The sequence below is a fragment of the Flagellimonas amoyensis genome (genome assembly GCF_003058265.1).
In the GTDB taxonomy this organism is placed as follows: domain Bacteria; phylum Bacteroidota; class Bacteroidia; order Flavobacteriales; family Flavobacteriaceae; genus Flagellimonas; species Flagellimonas amoyensis.
Map to the genome: position 1 here is coordinate 207,859 of NZ_QBUK01000007.1, position 26,481 is coordinate 234,339.

The following is a 26,481-nucleotide window of genomic DNA, read 5'->3' on the forward strand; positions in this document are numbered from 1 at the left end:
TTCAGTTTATCATGTTTGTTATTCCATAGGCCAATGAATTGGTTAATTATCAATGATATTATAGATTGTCACGTTTGCTGTCGCAGTTCCTCCTGTAACAAAAAGGTCTACACCGTTGGCATTCACTGAAGTCGGGAAAAAGCGTCCTGTAAAATGGGATTTGTCATCTATGAAGACCTCCATTACGGACCCATCCACAAAAACCCTGAGATTGATGGTCGATCCAGGTTCAATGGTATAGTCACCTTTCCGCACATCCTTCCTTACCCTTTGGTCTAAGGAGGCCTTGGAGGCATCCACTACCCATTCTTGGCTGACCATGTCATAGTACACCTTATACAACTCCTCATTGTCAGGAGTTTTGCCCAAAATGAATCCGATTAAATCGGCATCCCCGGTTTCTATTGTGGCGGACATTTCAAAATGACGTCCTGTATAGCCGTTCAAATAATCGGTGTCACCATCCGTAAGGGCAATACCATTGAACTGTTGCTGTTCTCCCCTAAGTCCTGTCAAGTCAGGATGTGGGCTTATGATGATATCGCCTGCGGCGTTCAAGGTCCAAACCTGTGGCAAGCTGAACAAATTGGCCCATCCCTGCTCCATTTGAAATTGCGGACTTACTTCGTCCGGGATAATTCCAATGGCCGTAATGTTGCCAGCATTGTCGGTGGTGACCGTAGGGGATAGAAACCCATTGACAACCTCTAATTTTTTTGCCTCCTCAAAATCTGGGATAAATTTCCCATCCACAAAATTCCCGATCCAGTAAGTGGTTACTGCAGGTGTATTGTCCGGGGTTTTTTGGACCAATAACATTTCCTTTCCGTTGGGAAATTCATAGCGTACGGGCATTTCCCAAAACTGGCCATCCCCTTCATTTTTCTGTCCCTGGTAAGCGATGCCACCATAGATCCAGTTTTCAAAATCCGTACTACTGTAGTAAACTACATTTGCCCCAATGGTGGATATTCCACTACCTATCACCATATGGTATTTTCCATCCTTATGCCATACGAATGGATCACGAAAATCCATATCCACATCAGAAGGAGCCCTTGGAATAACCGGATTGTCCACATTTTTGATCAAGGTTTGGTAATTATCCAGGGAAGTGGCGGTTCCCATTCCCGCCTTAACCCCATCCACCCCTGTATATACTACAGCCGGTGTGTCGTTCTCGAGAATAACAGAGCATCCGGACCATATACCATGATGGTCCCAGCCTTCGGTTGGCCAGAGGACGGCATTCTCTTCTTCCCAATGTATTAGGTCAGGACTAATCAGATGTCCCCAGTTTTGTTGGGCTATACCCAAAAAAACATCGTTTTTCTGATAGAACATATGATAGGCATTTCCTTGGTACACCAATCCATAGGATTCATTGGCCCAGCCATAATCTGGAATAGGGTGGTATTTAGTTCTGTTGGTATCCCCCGAATAATCGATGTCATAACTAAAGTTGACCTGATTGGGCGCTGAATAGCCATTCGCAATTTGGGCCACATTTTGTTGTGTGGCCTCCCCTGCATAAACCTTTATCTCATCTATGCTCCCAGAAAAATAATCCACATCATATATTCCCATCTTTTCACCATTGGTGTTCTTACCGATTTTTACAGGGATAGTAGTGGCTGCCCATGATATCTCACCTGAAGGGACAACCACGGTTTTAAGGGCCACATTGTTCAAATAAATAATCAAATAGGTCTTTTCTGCACTGAGCCCGACCACTACATGGTTCCATTCGTTCCTATCTAGACTTTCCGTAGTGACCTGTTCCTGTGCCACCCCATTGATATGGTATTTGACTACAATTTGACCGAACTTATTGATGGCCAAACTCAGTCCTGAATTGGCTCCCTGTGATGTCATTGCCAAAATTCCCGCTGTACCCACTGGGTATGATTTGGGTGCGGCCCAGACCGATACGACCAAATTTTTGTTGGGCATTGGGTTTGTGGGCAGTTCACCCACGACTTGATTGGACAGGCCGTCAAAAAATAGGCTTTGCCCCTTTACCCCTGCCATTCGGCTAATATGGTTTCCCTCGATCCCGAAAGAATTTCGGGTATGGACTTCCTTGGTGTCCGTTCCAGAAGTCTCATCCAGCTTAAATTCGTATACCTCCCGTAACTCGTTCACTGGATCTGGATCCGGATCCGGTACCGGCTTTGTTTCATCCTTACTACAGGAAATGCATCCTGATATGGAGAACAGGGTAAATGCAATGCTTAACAGTTGGGTGATCTTACTCTTCATTTTTCGATGTATTTACTTCACTCAATGTGAATTTGTCCAAGGACATACTTTCAGGGTTGACGACTTTGAATTCTGAGAACCCATGGTTAGGAAATACCTGTGTGGTCATGACGTATTCACCATCATTGATGAATATTTCAATGGAAGAAGCATCTATGGCCAACTGTAAGGACAACTTGTCACGACTCCCAATAGCCATTTTTTGATGGGATGTCTCCTTATATTGTTCACTGAATTCCGAACTACCTGTCTGTCCCCTATCCACAGAAAATATTCCGGTGCTCTTTTCATATTTTATAACATAGCTATCCCCACTTGGATTGGACAATTCAAGTTGTAATGAATCCTTGAAGGTCGCCTCAAGGGAAATGAAGCTCGCGGACAGATTTCCAAAAGTAAAATCCGTAGGAAAGCTACCGCTGATCCTATCAGCAGGTACTGGAGAAATTTCTTTTTTAAAGGTCTCGATCAATTGACTCTTGAGCAGGTACCCTTCCCCGTTTTTCACCAATTCCAGTTCCCTGGGCAGGGTCATGGCAGAACGCCATTTCTCAGTCGGTGTCTTTGTGGCATAGTTCCAGTTGCTCATCCATCCGATCAGGATACGTTTTTGGTCCGGAGTATTGTTATATGTAACGCCTGCATAATTATCGGTGCCATAATCGAGCCATTGGCTTTTCTTTTGGTCGGTTGTAAACGTGGCCCCATCATAGTCCCCTATGAAGTAACGGGTCCCGGACCCACCATTCGGTGCACTTTCCCCTCCATGGCTGACTATGAGCACCCATTTTTCCTCATCAGTTCCTTCTACTTTCAGTTTAAAAAGATCCGGGCATTCCCAAACACCAAGTGGTGGATTGTCATCAAACCCAAATTTGCTTTTCAAAGACCAATCCTTTAGATCTTCCGATTCATAGAATTGGATATGGTCCTTGGCTGCCAAGACCATTTGCCATTTGGCCTTTTCTTCGTTCCAGAATACTTTGGGATCCCTAAAATCCTTGATACCGGGGTTCTGGACGACCGGATTCCCTGCATACTTTTTCCATGTTTCACCGCTATCGGTACTATAGGCGATACCTTGAGTCTGATAAATATCACTTCCATTGCTTTCCTTTTCGGGGTCATGGTACGTGAAAATGGCGACCATGGCATTTTTTCCAAAGCCCGCGGTATTATTTTTGTCCACGACCGCGCTTCCTGAAAATATGTAACCCAGACTATCCGGATATAGCGCAATGGGCAGATGCTCCCAATCGAGTAGGTCCTTACTCCTTGCATGGCCCCAGTGCATGGGCCCCCAAACCGTATCATCGGGATAATGCTGATAAAAAAGGTGGTAATATCCATTATGGTATACGAGGCCATTGGGATCGTTCATCCAATTTTCTTCTGGGGTAAAATGAAACTGGGGGCGATATTTTTCCACTGTTTTTTCTTTTTCGTTTTCTTGGTTTAAGGTCACAAGCTCATTTTGGTCTTTTTGGACTTTCTTACAACTGCCGATGAGCAACACTAGGATCATGGAGATGTATTTCGCTTTTTTTGTCATTGATTTTTTTTGTTTGGTTATTAATTTCTGGCTTGATTCTTCGAGGGAAACCCCTTTTGTCTCTGGCATAATAAAGGCTACAAAAAGCAGTTGTAGCACCATCATAAAAGCAAAAAAGGCAAATACGGCCCCTGCTCCAACCATGGAGAACAATACTGGGATAAGTGATGGAATGATTGCTGCGAGTACCCAATGGACAGAACTCCCAAAAGATTGCCCTGAACTTCTTAGGTGATTGGGAAATATCTCAGAGATAAATACCCAAATGACCGCCCCCTGACCAATGGCATGTGAGGCAATAAAGAGAAAAAGGAAAATGGGCACCGCAAGGCCTGTCCATTCTAGAAAAAAGGCACAGGAAACCAAAGTCAATGATATAATATATCCCACCGAACCGAAATACATCAATTGTTTTCTGCCCAGCCTATCGATCAAATAGACCCCCAACAAAGTGAATACCAAATTGGTGATGCCTATACCAATACTACTCAACAAGGCTGTACTTTCGCCGAGTCCAGCTTCCTCAAAAATCCGTGGAGCGTAGTATAAAAAGGCATTGATTCCCGATAGTTGGTTAAAAAGAGCTATGAGAAATGCCAAAATCAAGGGAAACCTGTATTTTTTGTCAAAAATGGTTTCAAATTTGTCATTATTGTCCTTATCCTCCTGGATTTTCAACATCAGAGCCTCTGCATCCCTATCGGGATCAATACGCTGAAGTACCTCGCGAGCCTCATTAGTTCTAAACTTTGACAATAGCCATCTTGGGCTCTTGGGCACACTCAACACGAATAGGGTGTAAATTATCGCAGGTATGGCCTCCACACCCATCATCCATCTCCAGTCGTTCTCTCCAATACCATTCAATAAAAAATTGGAGAAGAATGCAATAAGAATCCCAAATACGATATTAAATTGGTAGAGGCCCACAAGTTTGCCCCGATCCTTTGGAGGAGCTATTTCGGAAATATAGGCCGGAGCTGCGATGGTAGAGGCCCCAACACCTATACCGCCAATCAGCCTGAAAATGGCAAAGATATACGGGTCATTTGCAAATGCAGACCCCAGTGCTGAGATGGTGTACAATACCCCTATCCAAAGCAGGGTATTTTTACGTCCTATCCTATCGGTGGGTATACCTCCAAAAATCGCTCCGATTATCGTTCCCCAAAGTGCAGTGGCCATCACGACCATTCCATGGAAAACATCAGATGAACCCCAAAGCGCCTGTAGTTTTTTATCGGCCCCGGAAATGACCACTGTATCAAAACCAAAAAGGAACCCTGCCAAAGCTGCCGTGGTGGCCCATACCCAAATTTTTTTCATATCGATTTATCTATATCATTTTTGCTAATGTATTCGCAATAAAACGATATCGATATTACTGATGTTTCAGTTTTTTACGTTTTTGTTAAGAAAGGGTTATTTTATTGTACTGTTTTGATTTACAGCACTTTGATCAAAAATTAGTTTTAACAAGGGGTTTAAACTTTAGAAATTGTAACCAGAATTTGCACAGAGGTTACATCTAGGGGTAAAGTTGGGAAGGAAAACGTTTAAGATTGGGATGATTTTCTAAAAGCTCCTGGGGAATTTCCGAATTTGTTCTTAAAGGAAGTGGAAAAATAACTAGGGCTGGCAAAACCGGAAGCATAGGCCACCTCTGAAATGGGAAGGGAGGTATTTTCCAACATGGATTTGGCCTTATCCAATCGGATATCACTGATATAGTCACTAATGCTGATCCCAAAAATTGCCTTGACTTTTCGGTATAACTGGACTCTTGAAACATTGAGATTATCAGCCAAAGCCTCAACGGAAAATTCGGTGTCATCAATATTTTCCATGATACACTGATTCAGTTGATCGATGAATTTTTGTTCCAGGTTTCCATAATTTCCAGTCCCCTCTATCTTATAAAAGTTATTGGTATAGTATAAGCGTAGCTTTTCCCGATTGTACAACATGGATTTGATGGATTGGATCAAAATAGTGTAGCTAAAGGGTTTGGTCAGGTATAGGTCTGCCCCGGATTGAAGGCCCTTTAAATAGGACTCCTTGTTATCCAAAGCGGTCAAGATGATGGTTGGGATGTGGGAGGTCTTCAAATCATTCTTCAAAATGGTGCAGATTTCAAATCCGCTCATTTCAGGCAAGTTTACATCGCATAATATGATATCCGGGACAAATTCAAATGCCTTTTCAATGGCATCTGTCCCATTGGACATGAGAATATCGTACTCATCCATCAACTTGTTTCTAAGGAACATCGAAAGTTCTTTGTTATCCTCAACAATAAGTATGGAATACTTTTCCATGTTCGATTCCAGTACATTTTCCGGGACATGGTTTCCAAAAACGGCTTCCGAAGCGAAATCGGGAATCGTCGACTCCTCCAAATCCAAATAATCAATTATATGATCCTCATTAAAATGGGTATTTCCTTTGAACAGTGTAATAATGAATTCAGTCCCTTTATGCGACTTCACCTCAATTTTTCCCAAATGAAGTTCGATGAACTGTTTGCTGAGGTGTAAACCGATCCCTGAACTGTTCTTCCTATTATTTGACCCCTTAAAGAAGGGGTCAAATACGTTCTTGACCTCCTTTTCAGGGATTCCGATACCGTTATCCTTGATATGGATAGTGACATCATTGCCTTCTTCATTATCCTTGATGAGTATGGTAATCCAACCATTGTCCGGTGTAAACTTGAACGCATTGGAAAGGAGGTTGAAGAAAACTTTATCCATTAAATTCCGATCGATAAAAAGTTCCAAGTCCTTGTTATTGCTATCAATGGTAAACTTGATGCCCCTTCTTTTGGCTTCTCGGGCAAATTCAGCATGGATATTTTTTGTAAATACAAAAATATTGGTAATGGAAGCTCTAATATTGAAGGTTTTATCCTCTGCTTTCCTGAAATCCAACAGGTTGTTCATAAGCCTTAACAATCGGTTGGAGTTGGTATGTATAAGTTCCAGCTCATTCATGGCCCGAGGCTTGTCCACCATGGAATCCGCTAAGGAATCCACTGCACTCATGATCAGGGTCAGTGGTGTTTTGAATTCATGTGATAGTCCTGTAAAGAAATTGAGTTTGGCCTCATTGCTCTCTTTTACCTCCTTGGCTATTTTCTCTATTTGGTTTCTCTGTACCGTAATTTTTTGATTGATGACCTCCAATTGCCGATTCTTTTTTCTAATGGTAAAAATTGAATAAATGCTATAAAGGGCAAGAATCAGTACGACCCCAAATAAAACCAATGTAATCTGCAATAATTTACTTTGTGCATAATAGCGTTTTTCTTGTTCTTTTATCGCTGCGGTCTGTTTTTCAAGATCGGCCTGTTGGTCATTGATCTTATCAAATTGGTTTTTCATGATATCGGCATTCCTACGGTTGATTACCGTGGTACCGAGAAGATTTTCTTTGTCAACTTCCTCCCCATGTACAAGTTTTATGGCCAATTGTAGGGCTTCTGATCCCCCTGTGGGATACAATATCGAGGCTTCCAAAATTCCAGTGCGAACCAAGTTTATTCCTCCCTCATCACCGTTTAGTCCATCAACACCGATAAACTTGATTTGACCTTCCATACCCTTTTGTCGTGCTACCCGCCATGCCTGATAGGCCATTAGGTCGTTGAATGCATATACATAGTCAATCCCTTCGCTCCCCAAAGAATCCAAAACTTTTGAAAATCTATCCTTCGGTGTCCCATCAATATTTCCCTTGATACTCATCAAAAGATCAATGTTCCGGTTGCTGTCAACAACTTGATGAAAGCCCAAACTTCTTTCAATGACCGGGGACGAATTATCACTACCTTTAATTTCAACAATATTGGTCGGTCCGTCGGCCGCAGAGACTATATAATTGCCAACATCGCGCCCTACTTCCAGATTATCCCCCCCCACAAAAGTGGAGAACCTATCGGTATTGACCTTACGATCGATCAATACCACTGGGATTCCTGAGTTATACGCCCTCTCTATTACTGGAACAATGGAATTGGGCTCCAATGGAGAGACAATGATGGCATCATATCCCTCATCGATCATTTGATTGATATCCTCAATCTGTTTATCAGTATTATAATTGGATGGGAAAATGGTGAGTTCCACATTATTCTGCAATGAAGCCTCTACCTCCATGCTATGGTTCATAGCCCTTCGCCATTCATGGTCACTGATACATTGGGAGAATCCCACCCGGATGGCATCGGTTTTATCAGTATTTACACAGGAACAACAAAGAATACCAAAGAAACAAAGGAGTAGCCTGAATCCTATATTCTTGTTCAAATTCATCGTAAATGTCATATAAGTAAAATTAACTAAAGTTTGATAACCGATAATATCGGCAAACCATGGTTCTTGCCTCATTCGTAAACAGAAAAAACGAAAAATGAAGCATGGATGGAAACGCCGGACATAGTAAACCACACTCGCCGGCTATAATTGAGCACCTCGAAACTAACACAAAAATCTGGCTTTCAAACCACTAAAGCCAAATACTGGGTGGCTCAAATTTTCCGTTTATAGTGGTCTCAACCATCCGGTCTTCCATATAGTCTAAATCCGTCTAAAAATAGGGCAATAATATTTTTCTTTAATTTTGTACCTTGTTGTACCTAATACAATAACTACCAATGGGCATTGAAACCTATTTTCAACTATTGACAGATGCCGAAAAGAAGCATTTCCCTGAAAAATTGTTCTTTGGTGGGGATGAAGATTTGCTCTATGAGAAAAGAAGGGTTTCCGTTGTAGGTTCAAGAGCAGCTTCAAAGGAAGGCTTACAAAGAGCAAAGATCATATCAAAAACCTTGGTCAAGCACGATATCATAGTAGTAAGTGGATTGGCAAAAGGAATTGATACTATGGCCCATCAAACTGCAATCGATTCAGGTGGACGGACCATTGCGGTTTTGGGAACACCTCTAAATATCCCTTATCCAAAGGAAAATGCAACACTTTTGGATAAAATCAAAAAAGAGCATTTGGCCATCTCCCAGTTTCCGGAAGGTTTTCCAACACAACCAAAGAATTTTCCAATTAGGAATAGGACCATGGCATTGATATCCGATGCAACGATCATCATTGAGGCCACTGATAAAAGTGGTACCCGACACCAAGGCTGGGAAGCCCTTCGTTTGGGACGCGAGTTGTATATTTTGGAAAATGTTATACAAGACTCAAATGTTTCATGGGCCAAGGAAATGTTGGATTATGGAGCCCAAGTTCTTTCCAGGGAAAATGTGAATGAGATTTTTACCCACATTCCATACTTGACCTCAAAATTTGAGGATGCCTTTTGAAATTCCATTTGCCACAATGCTGGAATTTGCGAGTCGGGGCACCAATGAGACTGCACAACTCTCAAAGAGAATATGTGGTAATATAAAGTCGGGGAATGCCCGGGTAATTGAACGACTGATATATTATATGTCTGAATTGCCACAAGAACACCCAATTTCCCAAATGTTCAATAGCAACCCAGTATTGGTCCCAGCACCTAGAAGTACTCCAATGGTTGAAGGTGCTCATTGGCCAACTAGAATTTTGTCGGAACACTTAGTAAATTCAGGTTTTGGCAGTACGGTTCAGAATTTGATTGAAAGAATCAATCCTGTTCCAAAATCAAGCAATTTCTACACCGCTGAAAGCCGTCCATCCTGCAACACACATTATGATAGTCTAATGTGTACCCCTCCAGAGGCTTTTGTTGAAAAAATAATATTGATGGACGATGTTTTCACACTTGGCAGAACTTCATGTGCTTGTGCAAGAAGGTTAAAAGAAACTTATCCAAATGCTGAGGTTTTGGTTTTTGCAGCAATGAGAACACGCGGGTTCATAACCACCTTGGATGAAATAGTTAAACCTTCTCACCAAATAATGGTTTATAATCCAGACCAGGACAGCATTGTCTTGCCCAATTAACAAGGTTTTTTATTTTCATATTTAACAAATAAAAAATACTTGGTTGTTCTTAGTTTAAGTGGTTTGAATTTATAGTCATTACAGAGACTCATGCAATCCTTTTATGGGGGTTAATAATGGGAATTTAAGCCACACTCGATTTCCAGGCTCGCTTCACATTGGTAATCTTAGCTTCATCCACTAAATCCGAAGGGGAGTTATATGGTAACTTTTTGTGTTCCATTTTAATTAGGAAAATTGGGGTGATCCTTTTCCAATCCCGTTCGGAAAATTCTTGGGTCAGATGGTACAGATCATAAAAATCCCTTGGTGCGGTGTATGAACGTTGCTTCAAGGCCCTTAACTTCTCAGCCACCACTTCATCAATACTATAACATGGGTATTGTTCTTCACCATTCAGCCCATCGGAATATAGGTGCATTATATCCAATGTTTCAGTTGCCTGAAGGAGTACCTCATCGATACTGATCTCCAATTTAATTTTGTTATGCCAACGTTTTGGAGAAGGTGGCCGTTGATTTTTGGAATGGTTTGCCCCCCAATATTTAATTGGGACCTGAAACCCTTGGGCTTGTCATTAAAGACCAATTGGGAAATTTCACCTACACTGAACAGGATTCCTATTCGATCCGTGGTGGTCTTGGCTATGCTCCCAAGGATTTCCTATTCCAACACAAAAGCTTTATCCCTTGCCGTGAAATCCAAATCCTCGGAAAAGCAATAATTATCAATATAGCATTTACGTAGGCATGTACCGCCCTTGAAGACCAGATGGTCCTTATAGGCTTCAAAAAAGACCGATAGAAAATGTCCCAAAACATAATCCTTGTCCTCTGTATCCGGTGGCACCTTCCATTCTTCCGATCTCAGTATGATTTCCTTTTGAAGAATCATTTAATACTCAGTTTTTACCATTTGCAGTAGATTTTCCCTATCAATGTTCAATCTAAACTTCCACTCATTTACAAACTCTCCTTGTTCCAGGCCTCCAGCATCCAATAAGCTATATTTTTAGTTTGCTTGCTTCTTGGCATATTCAATAAAACCCTGTAAGCTATCCGCATGGAACAGAGTCGCCAAAAAGCCAAGTCATTTGGTCAAGGCGGTATTGTCATACCCCATCATATACTCTATCAGTTTCTTATTGATCCATTTTCCATTCTCAAGTGCCCTGATCAAATCGGATAGGTCTCCGCTGTAACGGGTTTGATCGAAACAATCAAACATGGTCATTTCCCTATCGGTCACCGAAAAACTGTTCGATCCGTGCCCCTCCTCCATTGTACCAATATACCTTCTTGCTTTTACGGTCACAAACTTTACCTTGGAACCTAAGTTGTTCGTGTCCCTTTTCCTGTGAACGGTCTTTACAAAAACCGTATATGGAAATCGCTCCGTTAAATTATGGTGGTGCAAAGCTGACCAATAGGCAATTGTCCCACCTGGGTTGATGAAGGTCGCCAAAACGTTCACATTGGAGTAATTGGGCTTGGCGTATGTGCCACGTTCTATTCGGCTCAACAATCCCTTTTGATAGAGGTTTTCCACCAACTCGTTCACATTGCTCCCCAAACTCACGGGCAATTGGGCAGCAAGATCCCTCAAATTGATGAAAAGTATTTCATGGTCTTCCAAATATTTCAATAAAGCGATGTGTCCTACATTGAGATTTTCTGATATGTACGTACTTTTTGCCATTACTTTTTATGTTACAAAGAACCTCATAAATTAGGGTCTATCGTTACACGATTGGTAAATACAGGGTATTCATTTCAAAAATTGGCTCAAGATGATAAAAGTTTCATCAATGGCCTCTGATTTGAACAATTAGGCCCATGGCCAAACCCATTGTGCCAACTCAAATATGCCAAAGCCCATCTCCATTACCGCCCCGAAACTTTGTTACCAATACGTCCCCCGTCATTTTTCAAAACGGTCCTAAGGCCATCCATATCCGCACTTATCTTTTCTTCCAATACCCGTGCATAGATCTGGGTGGTAGTGATCTTGGTATGGCCCAAAAGTTTGGAAACCGTGGCAATGGGGACACCATTGGAAAGGGTCACTGTTGTTGCAAAAGTATGCCTTGCTGAGTGGAAAGTAAGCTTTTTATCTATTCCAATTCTTTTTGCGACCTCCTTGATATAACTGTTCATTTTTTGGTTGGTCAGGACAGGCAAAAGACCATTGTTTTCAACAATGGGGACATCCCTGAACTTATCCAAGATCTCCATGGCCTCTTCCAAAAGTGGGATCCTGAGTGGATATCTGGTCTTGGTGCGTTCCAGGAACAACCAGAACCCACCATCCACTCCACGGACCACGTTCCCTTTTTTTAACTTTTTCACATCAATATAGGACAGTCCCGTATAACAGGAGAAGACAAAGACATCCCGAGCGATTCGGTGACCTTCTTCGGGAACGAAAGCATTCTTTAAGGTTTCCAACTCATGCTTTTCCAAAAACTCACTTTCGTGTTTGTGCATCTTCAACTTGTACCGGGCAAAGGGGTTTTTGTCCACCCATTCCAGGTCCAAAGCGAAGTTCATCAATTTCTTCAATCGAGAAAGATGCTTCATCACCCCATTGTTGTTGAGGGGGTTCGATCCTTGCAGGGATGGTCCCTTTCGCAGGAACTGTTCAAAATCGATGATAAATCCATACCGTATATGCCTAAGATAGATATCTCCGGTCCTATGGTACCTGCGCAGGAACAGCTTGAGATAATTCTCTGTGGTATAATAATTCTTCAGGGTGCCGGGCATTAAGGTCCCGTTCGTGTTCTCATTGTGATAGGTCACCAATTGCAACAAGGTCTTGTGCTTCGAATCCACTCCCGTGAACCTCGATTTTATGGATTGTGCGGTGACCAGTTCAAAATCGGAAGACAATTCTTTATGACAGGCCAATAGCTTGGCATGGACCTGATCCAAATAGTTGTTCAATTGCTTCCCTTCGGTCGATCTTGAAGTTGTTTTCTTAGCATTTGTGTCCCAAAAGGTAACCTGGGTAACTCGTTTAAGACTGATTTCGGCACGTTTCCCGTCCACGGTGATCCGTGCATAAATGGGTGCCAGACCCTCTTTTTCCTTGGCCAGGTTCAGCCAAAAATGAATACTGAAAGTTCTTGAAGTGTCCATAGACTCTCGCTTTAGTTGAATATTCGATTTTTTTGAAAGTCAAATCGAAACGAAAGTCAAATGCTTGATAGTTACCAAAGTAGTGAAAAAAATCGGTTAAAAACAGGTAACCGAATAGGTAACTTTTGATATGGTTTTAAAGGCAATCAAATGAATTCAAAAAAAATGTATTTCCTTGAAATTCATTTGATTAACCTTTTTATGGGTTCTGTTAAAACCCATTCCGTCGGGGTGGCAGGATTCGAACCTGCGGCCTCCTGCTCCCAAAGCAGGCGCGATAACCGGGCTACGCTACACCCCGAACTATTATTTGGAAAAGCGGAGAGACTGGGACTCGAACCCAGGCGACGGTTACCCGTCGACAGATTAGCAATCTGCTCCGTTACCACTCCGGCACCTCTCCTATTAATTTTTTTCCTGAACGTGCACTCCAAAAATGCGGATGCAAATGTACCTTTTCATCCAATAGATCGCAACTATTTTTCCATTTTTTTGAACCAATAGTTTGCATCCCTCTGCTATTCTGGATATTCCACCCTCAAATGGTAGATGTTCGTGAGCTTTTGCTTCAATACTTTCTTGACCATTTCTATTTCTTTCAGGGTAATATTGGCATTCAAAAACTGATTGGTCTGCATCTGCCCTTTCACAATCTTTTCCACAAACTCATCTATCGCTATAAAAGTTGGGTTTTTCAGGCTTTTGGAGGCAGCCTCAACAGCATCAGACATCATCAGAATGGCCGTCTCCTTGGAAAAGGGAATCGGACCGGGATATCTAAAATCATCCTCGTCCACCTCCTTGTCCAGTTCTTGCTGCTTTTTGAAAAAATAATAGACCAAAGTGGTTCCATGATGGGTCCGTATAAAATCAATGATACGATCCGGCAGATTGTGCTTTCGCGCAATCTCGATGCCATCAATAACATGATCCACAATGATCTTTGCACTTTCCATGGGGGGCAAATCGTCGTGCGGGTTCACACTCGTGATCTGGTTTTCGGTAAAGTAGGTCGGGTGCTCCATTTTGCCAATATCATGGTACAGGGCCCCCACCCTTACCAACATGGCATTGGCCCCGATTTCATTTGCCGCGGCCTCGGCAAGATTGGCTACTTGCAGGGAATGATGGAAGGTTCCCGGAGCCTTATCGGACAGTTCCTTGAGCAATTTGGAATTGGTATCCGAAAGTTCCAATAATGAAACATCGGATATCAGCCCAAAAAGCTTTTCGAACATATAGATCAGTGGCTGGGCAAAAAGCGTCAAAAGTCCGTTCAGGACAAAAACCCCGAACAAGATCCATTCAATATTCTCCAGATTCCCCTCATGGATGGCATGGAAGGCAAAATAACCAATGATATAGATCAAAGTGATCTGCCCTACCGAAATGAAAAGATTGGCCCTTTTATACAGCTCAGATGCCGTCAAAATGGTAACGATACCGGCAATGATCTGCAAAAAGATATATTCAAAGCTGTTGGGCACCACAAAACCTAGGATGAGTACCGTCAACACATGGACAAAAAGGCCCAATCTGGCATCGAAGAAATTTTTGAGTACCAAGGGCAGAATGCACAACGGCACCATATAAACATAGTTTTCATAGTGTTTCACCATCAAGGTAGTGGCAAGGACCATGAGCAGGACATTGAAGAAGATGAAAGTGACCTTGTTGTTGTTCGTGAAAATATCACCCCGATAGCGTTTGATGAAGAGAAACAACATGATCAGTACCAAGGCTACCAAAATGATATATCCCAACAAAATGAAATAGTAATTGTTCCCCCTCCAAAGTTCGGATTCGTATTCATCTTTTAGCGAACTCAAGACTTTAAAGTCCTCCGCCTCCACAATTTCTCCTTTTGCAATGATGAGTTTTCCTTGGAGCACTTCTCCCCTCGTGTAGGAAATCTTCGAAAGTTCGTCGGTCAACGCGCTTTCGGTCAAAGATCGGTCATATACCAGATTGGGCTTTATGCTCTGTTCCACAAGCTCCTCTGCACTGGAAGCTCCTGAATTGCCACTATCGGAAAACTTTCTGGACACTTTTTGCTTGGCCCCAGTAACATCCAGATAGCCATTGCTCCCCAGTGGAAGGGCCTCATTGTTCTTCACCACCACGATGGAACTGGTCTGGGGGAGCTCTTCAAAAACCCCTGCAGCATATACCTCATCGATGGCTTCTTCGGCCAAGTTCCAGAGTTCGCGCCTTTGTTGTGAAGAAAACATGGCGCCAAGACCTTTTTCCACTTCGGACTTGACATTCGCTACCACATTGGCCTCAAAGGCATAATAATCCGTTTTGTTGTTACGGATCGTGAGTTGTTCTTGGGCTATTTCCTCTTGGGACTTTTGAATGGAAAAATCGATGGGAGCATATAGGTTCTCGTATTGCCAAGGTTTTCCCTTTTGGAAATCATACTTGAACTTTCCGCCCTTCGGAAAAAAGAAGACAATCAAGGCAACGGAGACAAAATAGAGGAAATACTTGTAAACCAGTGATTGGTGTTTATAGATATTATCCAATGTTTTTCCCATAGCCGAGTGCTGTCAACATCAAAAATAGAAAATATTAACGAACATGATGGGCTTGTGCCCTCTTATAGCTTTGCATTTAATTTTAGTATTTTCGCAGAAGTAAAAATGCACATATGAAAAAAGTCGTCATCGTTTCAGCCGCCAGAACCCCGATCGGGAGCTTTATGGGGTCGCTTTCCACCGTTCCGGCACCCAGATTGGGGGCCGTGGCCATAAAAGGTGCCCTGGACAAAATCAATTTGAAGCCCGAGCTGGTGGAAGAGGTGCTGATGGGGAACGTGGTACAGGCCGGAACAGGGCAGGCCCCTGCCAGACAAGCCGCCATTTATGCCGGTATCCCGAATACCGTTCCCTGCACAACGGTGAACAAGGTGTGTGCCTCTGGAATGAAATCCATAATGCAGGCGGCCCAATCCATTGCCCTAGGCGAGAATTCCATTGTAGTGGCAGGCGGCATGGAAAATATGAGCCTTATCCCCCACTATGCCTATTTGAGGAGCGAGACCAAGTTTGGTCCTTCCACATTGCTCGATGGTATGCAAAAGGATGGCCTTGTGGATGCCTATGATCAAAATGCAATGGGTGTATGTGCAGATGCTTGCGCCTCCAAATATGAATTCAGCCGTGAAGATCAGGATGCCTATGCCATCCAATCCTATCAAAGATCTGCGGATGCATGGAAAGCAGGAAAGTTCAACAATGAAGTTGTTCCCATGGAAGTGCCCCAACGAAGAGGAGAACCCATCGTGGTCAGTGAGGATGAAGAATACAAGAATGTAAAACTGGACAAAATTCCTTCGCTCCGTCCCGCTTTCACCAAAGAAGGTACGGTAACGGCTGCCAATGCCTCTACCATAAATGATGGTGCTGCGGCCCTGGTGCTCATGAGTGAGGAAAAAGCCATGGAACTGGGCCTACAGCCATTGGCTGTCATCAAAGGATATGCAGATGCCGCCCATGAACCGGAATGGTTCACCACTGCCCCTGCAAAAGCCCTTCCCAAAGCGCTGGATCGGGCGGGGGTTTCCATTGGGGACATCGATTTTTTTGAGTTCAACGAAGCTTTCTCGGTTGTGGGACTTGCCAACATGAAACTTCTTGGACTGGACGCTTCCAACGTGAACGTGAACGGAGGTGCCGTATCCTTGGGACATCCCCTGGGTTGTTCCGGTGCCAGAATCACCATAACGTTACTGAACATATTGGAACAGAACAATGCCAAATTGGGTGCAGCGGCCATTTGTAACGGAGGTGGCGGCGCATCTGCAATTGTTTTGGAAAAATACTAGCGATTCAATCTACTGTAAATGCAATATGGAATTTGTCCACTGAGCATTGTTCCCATCAGAACAGCTCCCGATGATTCATCCGAAATGTCCTCCCAGCTCTTATATGGTGAACATTTCAAGGTCTTGGAACATCGCAAAAAGTGGAGCAAGATCAGGACGGCCCATGACAATTATGAAGGTTGGGCTTCCAATAACCAGATCATCCTTATTTCCGAGGAAATGTACCAACAATTGGATCTGGGACAGGACCAGAAAATATCCGCTGACATCATTTCGCACATTTGTACCGATGATGGCATGTTGCTCCCTGTACTTTTGGGTTCGATGGTAAGTTCCTCATCGTTCTTGGGCCATTCCTTTGAAGGGAGCCATATCAGTGAAGTGAAACCCAAAGAAAATTTGGTGGACACAGCCTTTATGTACTTGAAGGCCCCTTATCTGGCTGGAGGAAAGACTCCTTTTGGCATAGATTGCTCCGGTTTTACGCAGATGGTCTACAGAATAAACGGCTATGCCCTTGAACGAAAGGCCGGGACCCAATCCAAACAAGGGGAAGCCTTGAGTTTTATTGAAGAAAGTGAACCTGGCGACCTTGCCTTTTTTGATGACCAGGATGGCACCATCGACCATGTGGGCATTATATTGAGGGACAATTATATCATCCACGTGAACGGCCATGTCCGCATAGACCGATTGGACCATACGGGCATCTTCAATACTCAAGAAAAGTCATATACCCACAAGCTTCGGGTCATTAAAAAGATCATATAAAAAAGCCCCATTTTTGTGGGGCTTCTTTTTACTTTGAAGGTTGAGGTTTATTCTCCCAACAGTTTTTTCATCCTCATAAAGTTCTCGGTATCTCCCAAAGCTCCGTAGATGTTCTTCAATTGGGTAAGGATACTTTCATTATCAGGATTGGTTTTCAAGGCGTTTTCAAGAACGTTTGCCCCTTCTTTGAAAAGACTGTCTTTTTTATTTTTCAATTCGTCATATTTGGCAATATCCGCTTTTGAGCTGCCCAAGGCATTCATCTCATCGATCAGACCATTCCCTTCGTTCACATAAGTAGTAGAAAGGTTCAATAGGGCATTGATATAACCTGGGTCGATGGCCAATGCTTTTTTGTAGGCATCCCTTGCTTCTTCCAAATTGCCCTGCTCCATATTGATCACACCGATATTGTAAAGCAAATCTGGATTGTCAGGGGCCATTTCTGATGCCTGTGCCATCATTTCCTTGAACTTGTCCTTATCACCCAGAGTGTAGTGTAGATTGGCCTCTCCCAATACAAGGTTTACATCTTCAGGATTTTCGGCCCTGGCAGCAGCGTATGCCGCAAGAGCTTTCTCATTGTCACCCAATTGCTGATAGATCAAGGCAATGTTCTTTACGATCTCCGGCTTCTTGGATGGGCTCTTTTCTTCTTTTGGGTCTTTGTGTGTATTAGCTTTTACATACAGATCACGGGTCGATTTGTCCATAGTCTCGGTCTCTCCCGTTTCAATGTTGACAGCAGTATAAGTGACTCCACTACCATCGTAGTTCACTTCTTTAAGCTCATTGTAGTAATCCAGCGCCTTTTCATAGTTCTGTCCGTTCACTGCACTATTGGCCGCATAATAGAGATAAATGGTGTCCTGTGGGCTTAGTTTGTAGCCCATGTAGAGTTTTTCGGCAGCTTCGCTATACTTCTGGTTGTTGTTGTCCTCTACTGCTGCATTCACTAGATCAGCTGTCATTTGGGACAATTTTTCCTTAGCCACGGGGGTATACTTTGATTTACCACTGGCCTCTTCAACGGAAATAACTTTGTTATAGGCTTCGATTGCTGGCTCAAATGCTGTTGCATCCCCTTTTTTTGCCAAATCGGAATATACGTTTCCTTTTACGGCATAGTATTGTGCCTGCATCTTATCATCGGCGGCATCAATAGTGGAAGCTGCTCCTTCCAATGCAGTTTTTGCTGCTGCGGCATCTCCATCCTTCAAGGCTTTTTCCGCATTCTTGATTTCATCCTTTTGGGAAAAACCCATAGTTGAAATCCCTAGAGCAAGTAGTATTAAAATTCTAGTCTTCATGTCAAAAATGTAATTATTTAGTGTTTGTGTTTATTTAATTATTCTCGTTATCGTTATCAATCGCCGTGCCATCTTCCCCTTTCACCTCAATATCAAGGATATCGGCTTCTTCCACGGGATCGTCCTCCTTCATGACCTTGGCCACTGCAGCAATGGAATCGCCGTCCCTCAGGTTGATCAGGCGCACCCCTTGTGTGGCCCTACCCATAACCCTAAGGTCCTCTACGCTCATCCGTATGGCTATTCCAGACTTGTTGATGATCATCAAATCGTCGGTATCCGTCACATTTTTTATAGCCACAAGACCTCCAGTTTTACTGGTAATGGAAATGGTCTTAACTCCTTTTCCTCCTCGGTTGGTGATCCTGTAGTCCTCAATGGTGGAGCGTTTCCCATACCCATTTTCAGAAACCACGAGGATATCCTCTTCCATATTGTGCACGGAAACCATTCCGATCACCTCATCCTTATCGTCTGCCAAGGTGATCCCTCGAACACCGGAAGCATTTCTACCCATAGGTCGGGTCTTGCTTTCCTCAAAACGAATGGCTTTCCCTGATTTCAGACCAAGGAATATCTGGCTGGCACCCGTGGTCAACTTGGCTTCCAACAATTCATCATCGTCCCTCACGGTTATGGCATTGATACCATTTTGTCTAGGGCGTGAATATTGCTCCAAAGAGGTTTTCTTCACAATACCCTTTTTGGTGGCCATGATCACATAGTGTCCGTTCACATAATCCTCATCCTTAAGATCTTGTGTACAGATGAATGCCTTGACCTTATCATCCATTTCGATGTTGACCAGGTTCTGGATGGCCCTTCCTTTGGAAGTCCTGCTTCCCTCAGGAATTTCATAGACACGCATCCAGAAACATTTTCCTTTTTGGGTAAAGAACAACATGTACTGGTGGTTGGTCCCAACGAACAAATGCTCCAAGAAATCCTCATTTCGGGTGGATGATGCCTTTTGGCCCACACCTCCCCTGTTTTGGGTCTTGTATTCCGAAAGCGAGGTCCTTTTGATGTATCCGGCATGGGAAATGGTAATCACCACTTGCTCATCCGGAATCATGTCCTCTATGCTAAGGTCTCCTCCAGCATAGTTGATTTCCGACCTTCTTTCGTCACCATATTTTTCCTTGATCTCCAACAATTCTTCCTTGATGATTTGCATCCTGCGCTCTTTTTTGGCAAGAATGTCCTTCAGGTCTTCTATGGTCTTCAACAACTCTTCGTACTCTTCACGGAGTTTGTCCTGCTCCAATCCGGTCAATTGGCGCAAACGCATCTCCACGATGGCCTTTGCCTGTATCTCGGACAGTTTGAAGCGTTCCATCAAGTTGGTACGTGCCTCGTCCACATTGGAAGAACCTCGGATGATGGCGATCACCTCATCGATATTGTCCGATGCAATGATAAGTCCTTGCAAGATATGCTCGCGCTCCTCGGCCTTTTTGAGTTCAAAAGTGGTCCTGCGCACCACCACCTCGTGCCTGTGTTCCACAAAGTGGTGTATGATTTCCTTCAGGTTCAACAATTGTGGCCTACCTTTGACCAAGGCGATGTTGTTCACGCTGAAGGACGACTGGAGGGCCGTGTACTTGTACAAGGTGTTCAGTACAATATTGGGGATGGCGTCCCGCTTAAGGATATAAACGATACGCATTCCCTTTCTATCCGATTCATCTCGGATAGATGCAATTCCTTCAATTTTCTTTTCGTTTACCAGGTCGGCGGTCTTTTTGATCATGTCCGCCTTGTTCACCTGGTAGGGTATCTCGGTCACGATGATGCATTCCCTGCCTTGCACCTCTTCAAACGAGGCCTTGGCACGCATCACCACACGGCCCTTGCCTGTATGGAAAGCCTCTTTTACCCCTTCATACCCATAAATGATCCCCCCTGTTGGGAAATCGGGAGCCTTGATATGGGTGATCAGCTCATCTATCTCAATATCGTGGTTGTCGATGTAGGCAATGGTCCCATCCACCACTTCGGACAGGTTGTGGGGCGGCATGTTGGTCGCCATACCCACGGCAATACCTGAAGCCCCGTTCACCAAAAGGTTGGGAACACGGGTGGGAAGAACGGTGGGTTCCTGGAGGGAGTCATCAAAATTGAGTTGATGGTCCACGGTATCTTTATCGATATCGGCCAACATCTCATCTGCGATCTTCCGCATTCTGGCTTCCGTATAACGCATGGCCGCTGGGCTATCGCCATCCACGGAACCGAAGTTTCCCTGACCATCGACGAGCATGTACCGAAGGCTCCATTCCTGGGCCATACGCACCATGGTGTCATAGACAGAAGTATCCCCATGGGGGTGGTATTTACCCAAAACCTCCCCTACGATACGGGCAGATTTTTTATGTGCACTTGTAGATCTAACGCCCAGTTCGTGCATCCCGAAGAGCACTCTTCGGTGAACCGGCTTGAGCCCATCCCGAACATCTGGCAGGGCACGTGACACAATGACCGACATCGAGTAATCGATGTAGGCAGATTTCATCTCATCCTCAATGTTGATAGGAATTAACTTTTCTCCTTCAGCCATGCTAAAATCTTATTGTTTTTTGTGGTTAAAATATCATGGCAATATACAGAAAATAGGAGCTTTTACCGCCCTTGGCACTTACTTTATTAAAAAAATTATCAACAGTTGCACAGGGGTCGCCGCACAGTAATAAAGCTATGTTAAAACAGTAAAAAAAGCCGCCTTATTCCGACATTTACCACTAGTTTGTCGAATATGGGTACGGTATTTGACCTATGTAACAATACTTTTATTAATTTTAATTGCTGAAAAAGAAACCTATGGACGATAATTTTTCCCCAAGAGTAAAAGACGTTATAGCATACAGCAAGGAGGAGGCCCTGCGATTGGGCCATGATTTCATTGGAACGGAACACTTGATGCTGGGTCTTTTGAGAGATGGAAATGGCAAGGCCATCAACATATTGGACGCATTGGACGTGGATCTGGAACACCTTCGCAGAAAGGTGGAAATCCTGAGCCCTGCCAATCCGAACACGGGAACTGTTCAAAAGGACAAAAAGAACCTGCACCTAACCCGACAGGCCGAGCGTGCATTGAAGACCACTTTTTTGGAAGCAAAGCTTTTTCAAAGTTCTTCCATCAATACGGCGCACCTATTGCTCTGCATCCTTAGGAACGAGAACGATCCCACAACAAAATTGCTGCACAAATTGAAAGTGGATTACGACAATGTCAAAGAACAGTTCAAATCCATGATCACCAGTGACGATGACTATATCGATTCCCCACAGGCGGAATCCTTTCCAGGAGATGCCGATGATGTGGGTGATGGAAAAGAAAGCACCTTCGGGTCCAATCCCGGGCAAAAGGGCAGCAAGAAATCCAAGACGCCTGTGCTGGACAACTTTGGCCGTGACCTCACCCGTTTGGCCGAGGACAACAAACTCGACCCCGTGGTGGGCCGCGAAAAGGAAATCGAGCGCGTTTCCCAGATATTGAGCCGAAGGAAAAAGAACAACCCACTGCTCATTGGTGAGCCCGGTGTGGGTAAAAGTGCCATCGCCGAAGGATTGGCGTTGCGCATCATCAACAAAAAAGTTTCCCGCATCCTGTACAACAAACGCGTGGTCACTTTGGACCTTGCCTCATTGGTGGCCGGGACCAAATACCGTGGCCAGTTTGAAGAGCGCATGAAAGCGGTGATGAACGAACTGGAAAAAAACGATGACATCATTTTGTTCATTGACGAGATCCACACCATTGTCGGGGCCGGAGGTGCCACAGGAAGTCTGGATGCCTCAAACATGTTCAAACCTGCCTTGGCAAGGGGCGAGATCCAATGTATCGGCGCAACGACCCTTGACGAGTACAGACAATACATTGAAAAGGATGGTGCCTTGGAACGTCGATTCCAAAAAGTGATGGTGGAGCCCACTTCTGTGGAGGAGACCATCGAAATTTTGATGAACATCAAAGGCAAGTACGAAGACCATCACAACGTCAACTATACGGACGAGGCCATTGTTGCCTGCGTAAAATTGACCAATAGATACATGACGGACCGCTTTTTGCCGGACAAGGCCATCGATGCACTCGATGAGGCCGGTTCCCGCGTGCACATTGTGAACATGGACGTGCCCAAACAGATCTTGGAACTGGAAAGCCAGTTGGAAGATGTGCGCGAACTGAAGAACAGCGTGGTTAAAAAACAAAAATATGAAGAGGCCGCCAAGCTCCGTGACGATGAAAAACGACTGGAGAAAGATTTGGCCGCCGCCCAAGAGCGTTGGGAAGAGGAAAGCAAACTCCACAGGGAGACCGTGACCGAGGACAATGTGGCCGATGTGGTCTCCATGATGAGCGGCATACCCGTGAACAGGATTGCGCAGACCGAAAGCAACAAATTGGCCGAACTGCCCAACCTGATCAAAGGTTTTGTGATCGGACAGGACGAAGCCGTGGCCAAAGTGGCCAAGGCCATCCAGCGTAACCGCGCCGGACTGAAAGATCCCAACAAACCTATTGGGTCCTTTATCTTTTTGGGACAGACAGGGGTCGGAAAAACACAGTTGGCCAAAATTCTGGCCAAGGAACTTTTTGATTCCGAAGATGCCCTCATCCGCATTGACATGAGCGAATACATGGAAAAATTCGCCATATCCAGATTGGTGGGTGCACCTCCCGGATATGTGGGTTACGAAGAAGGTGGACAGTTGACCGAAAAGGTACGTCGCAAGCCGTATTCCGTGATTCTCTTGGACGAAGTGGAAAAGGCACACCCAGATGTGTTCAACATGCTTTTGCAGGTTTTGGACGATGGGTTCTTGACAGACAGCCTTGGACGCAAGATCGATTTCAGGAACACGATCATCATCATGACCTCCAATATCGGGGCCCGTCAGTTGAAGGATTTTGGTCAAGGCGTCGGATTTGGAACGGCTGCAAAAAAGGCACAGGAAGACACCCATCAAAAGAGTGTCATAGAAAGTGCGCTCAAGAAAGCCTTTGCCCCTGAATTCCTCAACAGGATAGATGATGTGATCGTCTTCAATCCATTGGAAAGAGAGGACATCCATAAGATCATCGATATTGAGTTGGACAAGCTTTACAGAAGGATCAAGGACATTGGTTACGACCTCAGTCTTTCCAACAAGGCCAAGGACTATATTGCCGATAAAGGTTTTGACAAGCAGTATGGTGCCAGACCTTTGAAGCGGGCCATCCAAAAATACATCGAGGATGTGCTTGCCGAAGAGATCGTGAACTCCAAACTCGAGGAAGGGGACAGTATCTTTATGGACCTGGACGAGAAAAAAGAGGAGCTCACCATCAAAATAAAGAAGACTGAAAAGTCACCTGAGACCGAGTAGCAATCAGCTACACTCCAAATACAAAGCTGGCCCATGGCCAGCTTTTTTTATGACATCTTACCATACAAACGATATTTGCGCGTTTAATCTAGTATTTTTCACCTCCCCTCGCTTTCCATATACTTTCGTTGAAGAGACACTATAATTACATTTGGGGATGAAATTCACTTCTACTAAGAAGACGGTTGTTGTACGCGAATACCGTTTGGATATTGGCACCGTACAAGTTTTTGATGATTACATGGTATCCAGCTTTGACGAAGGAGTCACTGTTACCCTGGAAAGGGCCTACCAGATCATTGGAATATCAGAGATACATTTCAGGGACAGGAATTTCGGCTACATCAGCCTAAGAAAAAATTCCTATGCCGTGGACCCCACCATATACAACTACGTAAGGGGAATGGACAACCTCAAGGCCTTTGCCATCGTCTCCAAGAAGGAAATAGACATGCACAACTTCAAGATTGAAAAGTTGTTCTACAAAAAACACATGGAGTTCTTCATAGAATTTGACAACGCTCTTGCTTGGGTAAAGAAAAGAGTAAGGAGCAATAAAGGCAAGGACAAAGCCTAGGACCCGTTATCATTTTCGGCCTCAGGTTGTTGTAACAGCTCCATATAGGCACTTCCAATATGTTTCACGATCCCAGAAGCTTTCACGGCCTCATATCCATTTTTGGAAGCACAGACATCGCCGGCCAACCCATGTAGATACACCCCAAAGATGGCTGCCTGCAAAGCAGGATACCCTTGTGCCATCAAACCTGTGATCATCCCCGTTAGCACATCACCGCTACCTGCTGTGGCCATACCCGGATTCCCACTGGTGTTCACATAGCCATCTCCCTTGTACACCGTAATCGTATGCGCCCCTTTGATGACCACAACTACATTATGTTTGGCGGAAAAAGCCTTGGTCTTGGCCAATTTCTCAAAATCGTCCTTCCATTTTCCCACCAATCGTTCCAATTCTTTGGGATGCGGCGTAAGCACCGACAGACCGGGAACATCTTGCAACATATCAGTATGCTTGGCCAGAATGTTCAATCCATCGGCATCGATGACCATGGGCCTTTGCATTTCTTTCAGGAAGGTTCCAAAGGCCGCAACCGTATCATCGTCCATGCCAATTCCCATGCCGATTCCGACCGCAGTAGGTTCAAATGGAATTTCTATACCTGAAATGGTCTTATCCCTGGAACCCGTCAAAACCATCACCTCGGGCACTGCAGTTTGTAAAGCATCATATCCACATTTGGGTATAAAGGCCGTCACAAGACCACTTCCAACGGCAAGGCAGGCATTGCTCGCCAATTGCACCGCTCCTATTTTACCATAACTCCCGCCAATGATCATGGCATGTCCGTAGGTTCCCTTATGGGAAAACTTGAGTCGGGGACGATACATGGGCAAGACTTCTGGCCGACCTATCAGTTCAAAATCCGTTTCCGTTTTTTGGAGGACCTCTTCATCAAGACCAATGTCCAATAACTCCCATTGGTTGACATAGACCCCAGTTCCGGGAAGGAAGAATACCAACTTGGGCACCTGAAAACTCAAGACATAACTCCCACGCACCACATGGGAAGGATTCCAAGGAGCGTTGTCCGAAGGCAGTCCCGAAGGAATGTCCACGGCCAGTACAAAGGCGCGCGACTCATTGATGTACTGGATCAACTGGCCCACCCATGCATCCGGCGGCCGGTTCAGGCCAATGCCAAAAATGGCATCCACCACAATATCATCCGGGGAGATCTCGGGCAGTTCACTGTCCTTGGTCAAGAAATCGGGCCAAAGTTTCCGCTCCTTCAACCGTTCCAGGTTCAAAAGAAAATCTTTGGACCGCTTTTCACTATAATTGACCACATAGACCTTGATGGAATAGCCATGCTCCAACAATTGACGGGCAAGTGCCATACCATCACCGCCATTGTTCCCTATGCCACAGAAGAGCTGGATCCTTACCTGTGTGCCCCGTAATCGGGAATGGATCCACTCAAATAACTGTGTGGCGGCGCGTTCCATGAGTTCATCACTGGAAATCCGTTGTTTTTCAGTTGTGGATTTGTCAGCTTGATAGATTTGAGATGCGGAAAAAATTTTCATTCAGCAAAAAATATTGGTCATTCGTGAGGATTTCGCAAAAAACATCACAAAGGATTTGATGAAGTATCCAAATGTACTACTTTTATCACCTCATTACAGCATAATGCAGCTAAAACAAACGGATATGGAACCCAAAAAGATGAAGTCACTTTCATCTATCTTCACCATCACCATCACCACCCCTTTG

The 26,481-nt window shown here is 44.3% G+C and carries 17 protein-coding genes, 2 tRNA genes and 1 pseudogene; 6 read left to right on the forward strand and 14 right to left on the reverse strand.

Annotated features, from left to right (window positions below; all coding sequences use genetic code 11):
* Positions 1-42 precede the first annotated feature (42 nt).
* The 4 genes and pseudogenes from DB398_RS11670 to DB398_RS11680 form a co-directional block, all read right to left on the reverse strand.
* Complete coding sequence (locus DB398_RS11670) at positions 43-2,262, reverse strand: glycoside hydrolase family 32 protein (RefSeq protein ID WP_108424564.1); 2,220 nt, start codon at positions 2,260-2,262, stop codon at positions 43-45.
* Positions 2,252-3,787, reverse strand: a complete 1,536-nt coding sequence (locus tag DB398_RS18355; RefSeq protein WP_262497744.1) for a glycoside hydrolase family 32 protein — start codon at positions 3,785-3,787, stop codon at positions 2,252-2,254. Before DB398_RS18355 ends, DB398_RS11670 begins: the two co-directional genes overlap by 11 nt.
* Positions 3,782-5,140, reverse strand: a pseudogene (locus DB398_RS18360) (sugar porter family MFS transporter); the annotation flags it as partial. The gene DB398_RS18355 and the pseudogene DB398_RS18360, both read right to left, overlap by 6 nt.
* Before the next feature lie 230 nt (positions 5,141-5,370).
* Positions 5,371-8,139 (reverse strand): substrate-binding domain-containing protein, encoded by a 2,769-nt coding sequence (locus DB398_RS11680; protein ID WP_313777790.1) that lies wholly within the window; start codon positions 8,137-8,139, stop codon positions 5,371-5,373.
* A 329-nt stretch (positions 8,140-8,468) separates the two neighbouring features.
* Here DB398_RS11680 and DB398_RS11685 point away from each other — a divergent pair, with 329 nt between their 5' ends.
* Together DB398_RS11685 and DB398_RS11690 are read left to right on the forward strand one after the other, a co-directional pair.
* Positions 8,469-9,137 (forward strand): DNA-processing protein DprA, encoded by a 669-nt coding sequence (locus tag DB398_RS11685; protein WP_108424567.1) that lies wholly within the window; start codon positions 8,469-8,471, stop codon positions 9,135-9,137.
* Positions 9,127-9,762 carry a hypothetical protein gene (locus DB398_RS11690; protein WP_108424568.1) on the forward strand — a complete coding sequence of 212 codons (636 nt, stop codon included), beginning with the start codon at positions 9,127-9,129 and terminating at the stop codon, positions 9,760-9,762. The genes DB398_RS11685 and DB398_RS11690 overlap by 11 nt, the downstream gene beginning before the upstream one ends.
* Before the next feature lie 124 nt (positions 9,763-9,886).
* Here the strand turns inward: DB398_RS11690 and DB398_RS11695 are convergent, their stop codons facing one another.
* The 7 genes from DB398_RS11695 to DB398_RS11725 all read right to left on the reverse strand — a co-directional run bounded on the left by DB398_RS11695 (position 9,887) and on the right by DB398_RS11725 (position 15,442).
* On the reverse strand, positions 9,887-10,312 hold the full coding sequence (locus DB398_RS11695; protein WP_108424569.1) for a nucleotidyl transferase AbiEii/AbiGii toxin family protein: 426 nt from the start codon (positions 10,310-10,312) through the stop codon (positions 9,887-9,889).
* Positions 10,313-10,425: 113 nt separating this feature from the next.
* Positions 10,426-10,656 carry a nucleotidyl transferase AbiEii/AbiGii toxin family protein gene (locus DB398_RS11700; protein WP_108424570.1) on the reverse strand — a complete coding sequence of 77 codons (231 nt, stop codon included), beginning with the start codon at positions 10,654-10,656 and terminating at the stop codon, positions 10,426-10,428.
* Positions 10,657-10,851: 195 nt separating this feature from the next.
* Positions 10,852-11,460: a type IV toxin-antitoxin system AbiEi family antitoxin domain-containing protein gene (locus DB398_RS11705; RefSeq protein ID WP_108424571.1), complete on the reverse strand. Its 609-nt coding sequence runs from the start codon at positions 11,458-11,460 to the stop codon at positions 10,852-10,854.
* A 185-nt stretch (positions 11,461-11,645) separates the two neighbouring features.
* Entirely contained in the window at positions 11,646-12,902 is a 1,257-nt protein-coding gene (locus DB398_RS11710) for a site-specific integrase (RefSeq protein WP_108424572.1), read from the reverse strand.
* Between the two features lie 226 nt (positions 12,903-13,128).
* A tRNA-Pro gene (locus DB398_RS11715) sits at positions 13,129-13,203 on the reverse strand.
* Between the two features lie 18 nt (positions 13,204-13,221).
* Positions 13,222-13,305, reverse strand: a tRNA-Ser gene (locus DB398_RS11720).
* Positions 13,306-13,420: 115 nt separating this feature from the next.
* The gene (locus DB398_RS11725; RefSeq protein ID WP_108424573.1) at positions 13,421-15,442 is read right to left on the reverse strand and encodes an HD family phosphohydrolase; all 2,022 of its coding nucleotides are present in this window, start codon (positions 15,440-15,442) and stop codon (positions 13,421-13,423) included.
* 113 nt (positions 15,443-15,555) lie between these two features.
* Here DB398_RS11725 and DB398_RS11730 point away from each other — a divergent pair, with 113 nt between their 5' ends.
* A complete protein-coding gene (locus tag DB398_RS11730) occupies positions 15,556-16,731 on the forward strand; it encodes an acetyl-CoA C-acyltransferase (protein ID WP_108424574.1) in 1,176 nt (391 codons plus the stop codon).
* Positions 16,732-16,749: 18 nt separating this feature from the next.
* Entirely contained in the window at positions 16,750-17,502 is a 753-nt protein-coding gene (locus tag DB398_RS11735) for a C40 family peptidase (RefSeq protein ID WP_108424575.1), read from the forward strand.
* Between the two features lie 47 nt (positions 17,503-17,549).
* Here the strand turns inward: DB398_RS11735 and DB398_RS11740 are convergent, their stop codons facing one another.
* Both DB398_RS11740 and gyrA read right to left on the reverse strand, forming a co-directional pair.
* Entirely contained in the window at positions 17,550-18,812 is a 1,263-nt protein-coding gene (locus tag DB398_RS11740; RefSeq protein ID WP_108424576.1) for a tetratricopeptide repeat protein, read from the reverse strand.
* A 34-nt stretch (positions 18,813-18,846) separates the two neighbouring features.
* The gene (gene gyrA / locus DB398_RS11745; RefSeq protein ID WP_108424577.1) at positions 18,847-21,372 is read right to left on the reverse strand and encodes a DNA gyrase subunit A; all 2,526 of its coding nucleotides are present in this window, start codon (positions 21,370-21,372) and stop codon (positions 18,847-18,849) included.
* 260 nt (positions 21,373-21,632) lie between these two features.
* Here gyrA and DB398_RS11750 point away from each other — a divergent pair, with 260 nt between their 5' ends.
* Positions 21,633-24,185 (forward strand): ATP-dependent Clp protease ATP-binding subunit, encoded by a 2,553-nt coding sequence (locus tag DB398_RS11750; RefSeq protein ID WP_108424610.1) that lies wholly within the window; start codon positions 21,633-21,635, stop codon positions 24,183-24,185.
* Positions 24,186-24,342: 157 nt separating this feature from the next.
* Entirely contained in the window at positions 24,343-24,762 is a 420-nt protein-coding gene (locus DB398_RS11755; RefSeq protein ID WP_108424578.1) for an STAS/SEC14 domain-containing protein, read from the forward strand.
* Here the strand turns inward: DB398_RS11755 and DB398_RS11760 are convergent.
* Positions 24,759-26,294, reverse strand: coding sequence for an NAD(P)H-hydrate dehydratase (locus DB398_RS11760; protein WP_108424579.1), 1,536 nt, complete (start codon positions 26,292-26,294; stop codon positions 24,759-24,761). The genes DB398_RS11755 and DB398_RS11760 overlap by 4 nt on opposite strands.
* Positions 26,295-26,481 lie beyond the last annotated feature (187 nt).